The organism is Streptomyces sp. NPDC058877 (genome assembly GCF_042742855.1).
Classification (GTDB): Bacteria; Actinomycetota; Actinomycetes; order Streptomycetales; family Streptomycetaceae; genus Streptomyces.
The window spans coordinates 20,946-31,355 of the sequence record NZ_JBHYMF010000079.1 but is presented as its reverse complement, the minus strand read 5'-3'; the positions used below and the strand labels follow the sequence as shown (position 1 = coordinate 31,355).

The following is a 10,410-nucleotide window of genomic DNA, read 5'->3' as shown; positions in this document are numbered from 1 at the left end:
CCCCACCCGGAGGCCGCGCCCTTTACCGTTGTCGGGCAGGTGAGCCGCAACCTCGCCGACCGCCGCCGGACGGGCAAAGCCCCCCACGGTCTTCACCACGTCACCTCGGTCCTGAAGGTTTCCTGCCCGACCCGTACAGCTTTTCGGTTCCCCCCCGATTGCCGCGATGCCTTTCAACTGTGGCTGAAACACCCTGGTAACGTGCTGTGATGCTGTGCATACTCGTCGTCGGGGGGTGGTTGCGAGTGCACAGGTGGGGACCTTCATGCTGCGGATTCATTTCACGGGAAACGACTTGGCGGGGGTGCGGACTGCCGCCCGGCCGGACGTTCTGTGGGAAACGATTCTGAGCTTTCACCGCCTAAGAGACCGGCGCGGCTCGGTCGTCTACGGAGAATGGCGATCGGGTGCCCGGATGCGGCTCGGCGGCGAGACCCGGCTCCTCGCCGCGCTCGTTCCCGGCCGCGGTTATTTTCCCGACTTCCTGACGCCCGCCGAGGGGGTCCACGGGCTCGACGAGGGCCTCCAGGCGATCCGCGCCACCGAGCCGGGACGGCTGCGCGGCGAGCTCGCCCTGCTCGCCGCCGACCGTTCCGGGGGCCGGAGCGTGCCGCACTCGCTGCGCGCCCTCGCCGACGGCGGCGCGGAGCCCTTCGACCGGCTCGTGGGAGCCCTGCGCAGCTACCACCGGGCGGCCATCGAGCCGTACTGGCCGCACATCCGGGCCAGTGTCGAGGCCGACCGGGCCCGTCGGGGGCGGGCCCTCCTGGACGGCGGTGCGGACGAGCTGCTCGCCTCGCTGCCGCCGATGCTCCGCTGGCGGGCACCGGTCCTGGAGGCGGACTATCCGGTCGACCGGGACGTCCGGCTCGACGGCCGGGGGCTGTTGCTCCAGCCCTCGTACTTCTGCCGGGAGACCCCGGTCGTGCTCCGTGACCCCGCGCTGCCGCCGGTCCTCGTCTACCCCGTCACCCACGGGGAGGCACCGACCGTCCGCGCCCCGGGCGGTTCCTCGCTCGCCAAGCTCGTCGGCCAGACCCGCTCGGCCGTCCTGCACGCCATCGGGGACGGCGGGACGACCAGTGAGCTGGCCCGCAGGGCCGGGGTCTCGCTGGCCTCGGCCAGCCAGCACGCGGGCGTGCTGCGCGAGGCCGGGCTCATCGCGACCCTCCGCCACGGCAACGCGGTCCTGCACACGCTGACGCCGCTGGGCGCCGCCCTCCTCGGGGGCGCCCAGCGGCCGGTGGACCTGCGGTGCTGTGCGGGCGGTTACGCCCGGAACGGGCCGGTGACCTCGTAGGTGATGCCGCCCGAGGAACTGCCGCTGGTGCCGCGCTGGCTGGAGAAGTACAGCCGCGTGCCGTCGGGGGAGAAGGCCGGTCCGGTGATTTCGGAGCCGGACTGGCCGGTGATCCGCAGGAACGGCGTCACGACGTCGTCCGGGGTGATGATGCAGATCTCCATGTTGCCGCCGTCCTCGGCGACGAACAGGTCGCCGCAGGAGCTGCCGGTGATGTTGTCCACGCCGGTCAGCGGTGCGCCGCCGCCGACCACCAGCGAGTCGTCGTAGGCCAGCTCGTAGGTGCCGGCGGCGAGGTTGACCTGCCAGACCCGGTTGTCGCCCTTGGTGGTGAACCACACGGTGTCGTCCGCGTAGTGGCAGCCCTCGCCGCCGTTGAAGTGCTTGGCGCCGGAGACCTGCTTGCGGGTGGAGGTGGGCGCCCCGTCCGGGTCCGGCACGTCCTGCCAGGTGAAGCTGCCGGAGGTGGCGCTGCCCGCCTTGAGGACCTGGAGGGTGCCGGCGGAGAGGTCGCCCCAGGCGGTGGGGACGAAGCGGTAGAAGCAGCCGTCGCTCTCGTCCTCGGTCAGGTAGACCACCCGGCGCACCGGGTCGGCTGCCGCCGCCTCGTGCTTGAACCGGCCCATCGCGTCCCGGCGGGTGGCGGTGCCGCCCCACGGGTCCGTTTCGTAGACGTAGCCGCGGGACACCTCCTCGCAGGACAGCCAGGTGCTCCAGGGGGTCTTGCCGCCGGCGCAGTTCTGGCGGGTGCCGGAGAGGATGCGGTACGCGCCGGTGATCGCGCCCGTCGAGTCGAAGGCCACCGCGCTCGCACCGCCGCCGGGGTTGATCTCCGAATTGGAGACGTAGATCCAGCCGGTGCCGTCGGCGAAGCAGGCGCCGCCGTCGGGAGCGCTGTGCCAGGCGTACGAGGTGCCGGTCACGGTCTGACCGGACCGGGCGATCACCCGGCTGCTGAACCCGGAGGGCAGCCGGATGCCGTTCGCGTCCGCCGTGCCGAGCGCCCCGTAGGGGCCGGTGCCGGGCTGGGCGGGGGCGGCGAAGGCCGCGCTCTGCCACAGGCTGCCGCCGAAGGCGGCGGCCGAGGTGCCGATGACCGCTCCGCGCAGGAAACTGCGTCGCTCCACGTCTCACTCCCGAAGAGGATGGTGAACAGCCCCGTCGCACCGGTCGGCGAAGGGGTTGCGCGCTTCCGGAACCTAGGAGCGCGGAGTTGACTGCGCATCAACAAGTGATGACGGGGAGGCGGCGATCGCCGGGACCCTCGGCGCCCGGGCGCGGTGCGGAGGGCGGGGACCTCCGGCCCGCGGGGGGCGGAAACCGGGACCTTCGGCACTGGGAGGCGTCGACGCCCTCGGGGAGACTGGGAGGATGCCTGCCACCTCGGACATCGGCGACCGCCACGACCTCGACGTGCTGTTGCGACGCTTCTACGGCGCGGCCTTCGCCGACCCGCTGATCGGCCCCTTCTTCACCGAGACCGCCGGCACCGACCTGGAGGCCCACCTGCCGGACATCGGCGACTTCTGGGAGCGCGCGCTGTTCCGCACCGCCGCGTACGGCCGGGACGCCTTCGGCCCGCACGCCGCCCTCCATGCCGCTCGGCCGCTCACCGCCGCCCACTTCGGCCGATGGGTGCAGCTCTGGCACGCCTCCGTCGACGGTCTCCACCGCGGGCCGCGGGCCGAGCGGGCCAAGGCACAGGGCGAGCGGATCGCCCTGGCCATGCTGCGCCGGCTCGCCGGCCCCGGCGAACCCCTCGGAGGGACGGGCGGCGGCTTCGTCCCGCTGGCGGCCCTGGAGCTGCGCTCCACGGCCGGAGCGAAGAAAATTCCGCAAGGGCGATGAGTTTCGAGGAGCCGGACCGTCTTACCCCTCGACAGCACCGCACGAGGGAAGAGAGAGCGCCATGGCCCCGCAGATGATCTTCATGAACCTGCCCGTGAGGGACCTCGACGCCAGCAAGGCCTTCTTCGAGAAGCTCGGCTACACCATCAATCCGCAGTTCACGGACGAGACCGCCGCGTGCGTCGTCATCAGCGAAACGATCTTCGTGATGCTGCTCACCGAGGAGAAGTTCCGGTCCTTCACCGCCCCCGGCAAGGGGGTCTCGGACGCGACGGAGAACTCCGAGGTGCTCATCACCCTGAGCGCCGAGAGCCGGGAGGCGGCGGACGAGCTCGCCGATGCCGCCCTCGTCGCCGGTGCCACCCCCGCGAAGGAACCGATGGACATGGGCTTCATGTACAGCCGCTCCTTCAGCGACCTGGACGGCCACCACTGGGAGGTCTTCTGGATGGACCCGAAGGCCGTCGCCCAGGGCTGAGCCCCCGGAGCCGCACGAGGGGCGAGGACGCCGCGGTCGACCGCCGGTGCGGCGATCGACCGCGAGCGCCCCGCCGGGCGGTCACCTCACCTCGTGCGGACCGGGTACACCGCCACCGCCACCCCGTCGTCGTCCAGGCACCGGCCCGTTTCCAGGTCGAAGCGCTGCTTCAGGAGCGGCGAGGCCACGAACGGGCGCCCGCCCGCGGAGCCGAGCAGCCCCCGTGAGAGCACCTGCGCTCCGGTGAACGGATCGCGGTTGTCGATCGCGTACGTCCGGCCCGCCCGGTCCCGGAAGACCGCCGCCTGGCTGCCGTCCGGCAGCAGCGCCGCCAGGCCCCGTCCCGGGGTCAGCCGGGCCTCCTCGCAGACCGTCATCCAGGAATCGGGGGACGGGGACAGTTCGAGCGTCGTCATCGGGAAGTGGCCCCTTCCAGGGTCAGGAACGTGAGGTCCGGCTTGATCTGGTCGCGCTCCGGAACGAACCGGACCGACGGGTCCGGGGTCTCCGGGGCGTTCACGAAGGAGACGAAGCGCCGCAGCCGCTCGGGGTCGTCGAGCGTCTGCGCCCACTCGTCCCGGTAGTCCGCGACGTGCGCCGCCATCAGGGCCTCCAACTCTTCGCAGAGGCCGAGCGAGTCGTGCACCACCACGTCCTTGAGGTGGTCGAGCCCGCCCTCCAGGCGTTCCAGCCAGGTCGACGTCCGCTCAAGGCGGTCTGCCGTCCGGATGTAGAACATCAAGAACCGGTCGATCAGCCGCACCAGTTCGGCGTCCGACAGGTCCTGGGCGAGCAGGTCCGCATGGCGCGGAACCGCGCCCCCGTTCCCGCCGACGTACAGGTTCCAGCCGTTCGCCGTCGCGATGATTCCGAAGTCCTTCGACTGGGCCTCCGCGCATTCGCGGGCGCAGCCCGAAACCGCGGACTTCAGCTTGTGCGGGGCGCGCAGGCCCCGGTAGCGCAGCTCCAGCCGGATCGCCATCTTCACCGAGTCCTGGACGCCGTAGCGGCACCAGGTCTGCCCGACGCAGGACTTCACCGTGCGCAGCGCCTTGCCGTAGGCGTGCCCCGACTCGAAGCCGGCGTCCACCAGTCGGGTCCAGATCGAGGGCAGCTGGTCCACCCGGGCGCCGAAGAGGTCGATCCGCTGACCCCCGGTGATCTTGGTGTAGAGCCCGAAGTCCCGGGCCACCTCGCCGATCACGATCAGCTTGTCCGGGGTGATCTCGCCACCGGGGATGCGCGGCACCACCGAATAGGAGCCGTTGCGCTGCATGTTGGCGAGGAAGTGGTCGTTGGTGTCCTGGAGGGAGGCCTGCTCGCCGTCCAGGATGTAGCCGTTGTTCAGCGAGGCGAGGATCGAGCCGACGGTCGGCTTGCAGACCTCGCAGCCCTCGCCGCCCCGTGCCTCCTGGCGCCCGTGCGTGTCGAGCAGCGCGGCGAAGGAGGTCACCCGCAGGGTGCGCGCGATCTCGTACAGCTCGCTCCGGGTGTACCCGAAGCAGCCGCAGAGCCCCTGGTCGGCGGCGGCCGGCAGCAGTTTCTCGATCGTCTTCACACAGCTGCCGCAGCCCGTGCCGGCCTTGGTGCACCTCTTCACCTCGGACAGCGAGCCGCACTGACCGATCGCGTGCTTGGTGACGTTGTGGCAGGAGCAGATCACCGCGTCGTCCGGCAGGGCGGACGGGCCGAGCGCGACCGGGGCACCCGCCCCCGCCGGCAGCACCAGCTGTTCGGGGGAGACCGGCGGCACGGTGCCGGTGAGCGGGCGCAACACCCCGTACTGCTCGGCGTCGCCGACCAGGACGCCGCCCAAGAGCACCCCGTCGGCGGAGACCACCAGCTTCTTGTAGACGCCCGCACGGGAATCCGCGTACACGACGTCCAGGCAGCCCTCGGTCGCCCCGTGCGCGTCGCCGAACGAGGCCACGTCCACACCGAGCAACTTCAGCTTGGTCGACGTGTCGGCGCCCGTGAAGCCGTCCGCTGCAGCCGCGTCGGCGATCGTCGCCGCCGCCGTCTGCGCCATCTCGTAGCCCGGTGCGACCAGGCCGTACACCCTGCCGTCCGCGGCGAGTGCGCACTCGCCGATCGCGAAGACCGCCGGGTCCGACGTGCGGCACTGCTCGTCGACGGCGATGCCGCCCCGTTCGCCGACCGAGAGTCCGCAGTCCCGGGCCAGCTGGTCCCGGGGCCGCACACCGGCCGAGAACACCACCAGGTCCGTGGCCAGTTCCGAACCGTCCGAGAGCCGCATGCCCGTCACGGAACCGTCCGCCGTCACGACCTCCTGGGTGCCCGTTCCGGTGTGGACGGTCAACCCCATCCGCTCGATCGTGCGGAGCAGGGCCGCGCCGCCGCCCTCGTCGACCTGCACCGGCATCAGCCGCGGTGCGAACTCCACGACGTGGGTGTCCAGTCCGAGCCCCTTGAGGGCGCCCGCCGCCTCCAGCCCGAGCAGACCGCCGCCGACGACCGCACCGGTCGTCGCCGTCTTCGCGTACTCCTCGATCGCCAGCAGGTCCTCGATGGTGCGGTAGACGAAGCAGCCCCGGGCGTCCTTGCCGGGGACGGGGGGCACGAACGGGTACGAGCCGGTCGCCAGGACCAGCGCGTCGTACCCGAAGGCCTTCCCCGAGCGGGCCGTGACCGTCCTGCCCTCCCGGTCCACGGACACCGCCGGATCGTCCACGTGCAGCTCGATGCCGTGCCGCTCCATGAAACCGGCCTCGACCACCGACAGGTCGTCCGGCGTCTTCCCCGAGAAGTACGAGGTCAGCTGCACGCGGTCGTAGGCCGGGCGCGGCTCCTCGCAGAGGACCACGATCCTGGCCCGCTCGGTGACCCCGCGGTCGGCGAGCGACTCCAGGAACCGCTGGCCGACCATTCCGTGGCCGACCAGGACGATCGTCGGGGTGTGCGCGGTCATCTCAGCGCTCATGTCAGGAGCCTCCGTCGTGGGTGAGCAGGTGGAGCAGGGGGGCATCGGGAAGGGCTTCGTCGCCCTCCCAGGCCCGGGCGAGCGCGCCGACCGCGGCCAGGTCGCCGAGGAGGACGCCCCCGACGAGCCGGTCACCCCGGACGACGACCTTGCGGTAGGCGCTCCGCGTGGCATCGGTGAGCTGGACGACGTCGTCACCCGGCCGGGCGGTGGCCTCGCCGAAGGCGGCCAGGTCGAGCGGGAGGGGGCCGCCGAGGGTCAGACGGGTGAGGGAACGGGTGCCGGTGTAGCGGGCGCCGTCCGGCTCCCCTCCGGGCGGTGTTCCCGGGCGGGGACGCCCGGCCGTGTCGGCCAGCAGCACCTCCGCCAGCACGTCCGCCTGTTCGAGCGCCGGGCCCGCCAGGCCGTAGACGCGGCCGGCGTGCTCCGCGCAGTCACCGACCGCGTGGACGTGCGGGTCCGAGGTCCGCAACTCGTCGTCGACCACGATCCCGGTCGCGACGTCGAGCCCCGCCTCCCGGGCCAGCGCCACCCGGGGCCGGACCCCGCAGGCCAGGACCACGACCTGGGCGTCGAGGACGAAGCCGTCGGCGAGTTCGACCGCCGTGACCGCGCCGTCCCGCTGTCGCAGCCCGCTCACCCGGCACTCGGTGTGCACCTCGACCCCCAGGGACTCGACGTGCTCCCTCAGGAGCGCCGAGGCCCGCTCGTCGAGCTGCCGCTCCATCAGGCGTTCGCCCTGCTGGGTGAGGATCACGTCCGCCCCCGAGCCGGCGAGGGCCCGTGCCGCCGAGACCCCGAGCAGGCCCCCACCGATGACCACGGCCCGCACTCCGGGGCGGACCAGGGCGCGCAGCTCCAGGCAGTCGTCGAGGGTGCGGAAGGGGTGGACGCCCGTCGGCAGCGTCGCCCCCCGCAGTCCGCGCAGCGGCGGCAGCACGGGGTTGGAGCCGGTGGCCAGCACCAGCCGGTCGTAGCCGACGAGGGAGCCGTCCGCGCACTCCACCGTCCGCGCCGAGCGGTCGATCCGCACCGCCCGCACCCCGAGCCGTACCGGTTCCCGGGTTTCCGGCAGCGCGATCACCTCGGGGGCGTACCGTCCGGCGAGGACGTCGGCGAGCAGCACCCGGTTGTACGGCGCGTGCGGTTCCTCGCCGAGGAGGGTGACGGGCAGGCGCTGGGCGAGCCGGGCGCCCGCCGTCCCGCCGCCGATCACCACGATCCGTGTACTCATGACGGACAGGGTGCGCGGCCGGTGTTACCCGGCGGCATCCCGACTGTTTCCCGTACGGAACGCTGATCTCCGCCCGTGACGACGGGCGCTGTGAGGGCCGGCCGGGTTAACGCGCGGTCAGTCTCGGCTCAAGCCCGGCTTAAGGATCCCGGGCGGGGGACGAAGCCGGCCGTTCCCGTATACCGGCCGCCCTAGGGTGCCGACGTGACCACCGAGGCCAGCCACCCCCTCTACACCCCCCTGTCCGTTCCGCTGTCCGAGCGGCCCCCGGCCGAGGCGCCGCCGGCGCCCGCACCGCGGCTCGCCCCCGAGCGGTTGCGGAACGCGGTCGCCGCCGGAGCCGGAGCCGTCACCCTGCTCTGGGGCTTCCAGGCCCGTCCCTCCGCCCGCCCCGACGCCCTCTTCGCGACCGGCGCCCATCTCAGCGGCCTCCTCGCCGGTTACGGCGTCCTCGTCCTGTTGCTGCTGATGGCCCGCATCCCCGCCGTCGAGCACGGCGTCGGCGCCGATCGGCTCGCCCGCTGGCACGCCCTCGGGGGCCGTTACGCCTTCGGGCTGATCGGCGCCCACGCCGTCCTCGCCCTCTGCGGCTACGCCGTGCACGCCCGCACCGATCTCCTCACCGCCGTCGGAGACCTCCTCGGATACCGGGCGATCGCCGCCGCCAGCGCCGGCACCGGCCTCTTCCTCGCCGTCGGCATCACCTCCGTCCGGGCCGTCCGCCGCCGGATGCGGCACGAGACCTGGCGGGCCGTCCACCTCGGCGGCCTCCTGGCCGCCGCGCTCGGCTTCGTCCACCAGCTCGCGGGCCCCGACCTCGCCGGCGGTCTGCTCACCCGCTGGCTGTGGTCGATGGCCCACGGCACCGCCGCCGTCCTCCTCGTCTGGTACCGGATCGTGGTGCCCCTCCGCGCGGCCCTCCGCCACGACCTGCGCGTGGAGGAGGTCCGCGACGAGGGTCCCGGGGTCGTCTCGGTCCTCGTCCGGGGCAGGGGCGTGGCCGGACTCTGCGCCGAACCCGGCCAGTTCTTCCGCTGGCGCTTCCTCCGGCGCGGACTCTGGGCGACCGCCCTGCCCTTCTCGCTGTCCGCGCCCGTCCGCGACGACACCCTGCGGATCACCGTCAAGGCGATCGGCGACCACACCCGCCGCATCCGCCGACTCCGCCCGGGCACCCGGGTCCTCGCCTCCGGACCCTTCGGCGCCCTCACCGCACACCGCCGCACCCGCCGCAAGGTCCTGCTGCTCGCCGGCGGCGTCGGCATCACCCCGCTGCGGGCCCTCTTCGAGACCCTGCCCGGCGGCCCCGGCGACATCACCCTCCTCCACCGGGCCTCGGACGAGGCCGGACTCGTCCTCCGGGCCGAACTGGAGGCCATCGCCGCCGAACGGCAGGCCGCCCTGCACTTCCTGCTCGGTCCTTCGGACGGCGCCTTCGACCCGCTCGCGCCCCGGGCACTGCTGGACCTGGTGCCCGACCTCGCCGCCCACGACGTGTACCTGTGCGGGCCGCCCGCGATGTCCAGGGCCGTGACCGCCTCCCTGCTCAGGGCCGGGGTACCGGCTTCCCGCATCCACAGCGAGGACTTCGACCATGCCTAGACACCGTGCACCGCGCCGTTCCGCGGAGCGCGCCAGACGGCGGCTCGCCGGGGCGCTGCTTGGGACCGGAGCGCTCACCGCGACCCTGCTCACCTCGGCGTTCACCCCGGCCGCACCGCCCGCACCGGACCGTGAACCGGGCGCGGCAAGCTCAGACGTAGCTCAACTCTCCGGGGATTGATGGACGGCGCAACGACCGCCTCCCTAGGCTCACGAGCATGCCCGACATATCACTGACCACCCTTGTCCTGCTCTGTCTCGCCGCCCTCGTGGCGGGTTGGATCGACGCCGTGGTGGGTGGTGGCGGCCTGCTCCTGCTGCCCGCGCTCCTGCTCGGACTGCCCCATGTGCCGGCCGCGCACATCCTCGGCACCAACAAGGCCGTGGCGATCGTGGGCACCACCGGTGCCGCCGTCACCTATGTCCGCAAGGCTCCGGTGCGGGTGGGGACGGCGGTGCGGATCGGGCTCGCGGCCCTCGCCGGATCCATGGGCGGCGCCTTCTTCGCGGCCGGGATCAGCAGCGAGGTGCTGCGTCCGGTGATCATGGTGGTGCTGCTCGCGGTCGCCGCCTTCGTGATGCTGCGGCCCTCCTTCGGGGCGAAGGCCGAGGGGGAGGAGCGGGCGCCGCTGACCCGGGCCCGGATCGTGACCGCGATCGTGGTGGTCGGCGGCGGGATCGGCTTCTACGACGGCCTGTTCGGGCCGGGCACCGGCACCTTCCTCGTCCTGGCGCTGACCGCCGTGCTCCATCTGGACCTGGTGACCGCCTCCGCCACCGCGAAGATCGTGAACGTCTGCACCAATGCGGGCGCGCTCGCGATGTTCGCCTACCAGGGCAGCGTCTACTGGCAGCTCGCCGCCGTCATGGCGGTCTTCAACCTGATCGGCGGGACGGTCGGCGCCCGCATGGCACTGAGCAAGGGCGCCGAGTTCGTCCGCGGGGTGCTGTTGGTCGTGGTCCTGTCGCTGGTGGCGAAGTTGGCCTTCGACCAGTGGGCCTGACGG

At 72.8% G+C, this 10,410-nt stretch carries 10 protein-coding genes; 6 read left to right on the top strand and 4 right to left on the bottom strand.

Going from position 1 to position 10,410, the window contains the following annotated elements:
• The coding region (locus tag ACFW2Y_RS19610; RefSeq protein WP_384880546.1) for a hypothetical protein at positions 1–210 on the top strand (210 nt) is incomplete at its 5' end.
• Between the two features lie 55 nt (positions 211–265).
• Positions 266–1,300 (top strand): helix-turn-helix domain-containing protein, encoded by a 1,035-nt coding sequence (locus ACFW2Y_RS19605; RefSeq protein WP_384880543.1) that lies wholly within the window; start codon positions 266–268, stop codon positions 1,298–1,300.
• Here the strand turns inward: ACFW2Y_RS19605 and ACFW2Y_RS19600 are convergent.
• Positions 1,270–2,427, bottom strand: coding sequence for a PhoX family protein (locus ACFW2Y_RS19600; protein ID WP_384880541.1), 1,158 nt, complete (start codon positions 2,425–2,427; stop codon positions 1,270–1,272). The genes ACFW2Y_RS19605 and ACFW2Y_RS19600 overlap by 31 nt on opposite strands.
• Before the next feature lie 244 nt (positions 2,428–2,671).
• Between ACFW2Y_RS19600 and ACFW2Y_RS19595 the strand changes: the two genes are divergently transcribed.
• On the top strand, positions 2,672–3,148 hold the full coding sequence (locus ACFW2Y_RS19595; protein ID WP_384880538.1) for a group III truncated hemoglobin: 477 nt from the start codon (positions 2,672–2,674) through the stop codon (positions 3,146–3,148).
• A 61-nt stretch (positions 3,149–3,209) separates the two neighbouring features.
• Entirely contained in the window at positions 3,210–3,626 is a 417-nt protein-coding gene (locus ACFW2Y_RS19590; protein ID WP_384880535.1) for a VOC family protein, read from the top strand.
• 86 nt (positions 3,627–3,712) lie between these two features.
• Here ACFW2Y_RS19590 and nirD read toward each other — a convergent pair whose 3' ends face one another.
• The 3 genes from nirD to ACFW2Y_RS19575 are packed head-to-tail and all read right to left on the bottom strand — an operon-like array spanning position 3,713 to position 7,801.
• Positions 3,713–4,042 (bottom strand): nitrite reductase small subunit NirD, encoded by a 330-nt coding sequence (gene nirD, locus ACFW2Y_RS19585; RefSeq protein ID WP_384880532.1) that lies wholly within the window; start codon positions 4,040–4,042, stop codon positions 3,713–3,715.
• Entirely contained in the window at positions 4,039–6,567 is a 2,529-nt protein-coding gene (gene nirB / locus ACFW2Y_RS19580; RefSeq protein WP_384880529.1) for a nitrite reductase large subunit NirB, read from the bottom strand. Before nirB ends, nirD begins: the two co-directional genes overlap by 4 nt.
• Position 6,568: 1 nt before the next feature.
• Positions 6,569–7,801 carry an NAD(P)/FAD-dependent oxidoreductase gene (locus ACFW2Y_RS19575; RefSeq protein ID WP_384880526.1) on the bottom strand — a complete coding sequence of 411 codons (1,233 nt, stop codon included), beginning with the start codon at positions 7,799–7,801 and terminating at the stop codon, positions 6,569–6,571.
• A 204-nt stretch (positions 7,802–8,005) separates the two neighbouring features.
• On the opposite strand from ACFW2Y_RS19575, the gene ACFW2Y_RS19570 reads away from it, so the two are divergent.
• Positions 8,006–9,403: a ferric reductase-like transmembrane domain-containing protein gene (locus ACFW2Y_RS19570; RefSeq protein ID WP_384880523.1), complete on the top strand. Its 1,398-nt coding sequence runs from the start codon at positions 8,006–8,008 to the stop codon at positions 9,401–9,403.
• 218 nt (positions 9,404–9,621) lie between these two features.
• Positions 9,622–10,407: a sulfite exporter TauE/SafE family protein gene (locus ACFW2Y_RS19565; protein ID WP_384880521.1), complete on the top strand. Its 786-nt coding sequence runs from the start codon at positions 9,622–9,624 to the stop codon at positions 10,405–10,407.
• The last annotated feature ends 3 nt before the right edge of the window (positions 10,408–10,410 follow it).